Origin of the sequence: Campylobacter sp. RM5063 (genome assembly GCF_024723655.1) — a bacterium.
Taxonomy (GTDB): Bacteria; Campylobacterota; Campylobacteria; order Campylobacterales; family Campylobacteraceae; genus Campylobacter_D; species Campylobacter_D lari_D.
Genome location: NZ_JANQDA010000063.1, coordinates 1 through 773 on the forward strand (window position 1 = coordinate 1; position 773 = coordinate 773).

General features: G+C 26.5%; 1 protein-coding gene. It reads right to left on the reverse strand.

The genetic code is table 11. The features are described 5' to 3' along the window. Window positions 1-148: 148 nt before the first annotated feature. Complete coding sequence (locus CAMP5063_RS08375; RefSeq protein ID WP_257929124.1) at window positions 149-352, reverse strand: hypothetical protein; 204 nt, start codon at window positions 350-352, stop codon at window positions 149-151. Window positions 353-773: the final 421 nt, after the last annotated feature.

The following is a 773-nucleotide window of genomic DNA, read 5'->3' on the forward strand; positions in this document are numbered from 1 at the left end:
GCAAAAGGGTTAAATGAAATAAAAAAACAAATAAAAGAAGATTTTTCAAAAAGAAAACTGAAGAATTTGCCAAATTTAAACAAGTAGAGATTTTACAGCTTAACAAATGAATTAATTGGGGATGACTACATTTGTAGTCATCTTTTTATTAAGGATACGGATCTTCTTTTGCATCACCTCTACCTGTTAAATTTTTCCATCCTTTTAATTTATGCTCATTAGGATTACTTCTAAAATTTGGACAAGGAGGCAATGAATCACTTGAAGGTATTGTTATTACATATCCACAATCAACACATTCAAATTTTCCTCCAGAAATATCTGAACCATACGGAATATAATTTTTATCCATAATTTTCACCTTCTCTCTAAGGCAAGATTTGATTAATCAAAGCCTATTACTCTTTGGTTAATCAGCCTTATTGATATTTTATATTACTTTTATTTATATTTTGTAAATATAATATTATTAAGTTGTAAAATTTCCTCTTATAATATTTACTATAGGTGGATGTTGTAATAGCATAAGAAGCTAACTAAATAGCTATAAAAGAATTATTCTACGATAATAAAAGAAATAAAATAGCATATAAACAATATCCAATATTAAAGCGGTAAAAAATACAAAATATAGAAAGAATACAAGTTATATCATTTTATACATAAATAACACAAAAAATGAGTAGCTAAACACTACTCATTTTTCACTCCTATTTAGTCAAATAAGCCACTAGCTTTTGCTTTTTCTTCAGCTTGCTTCATAAGCTCGCCAT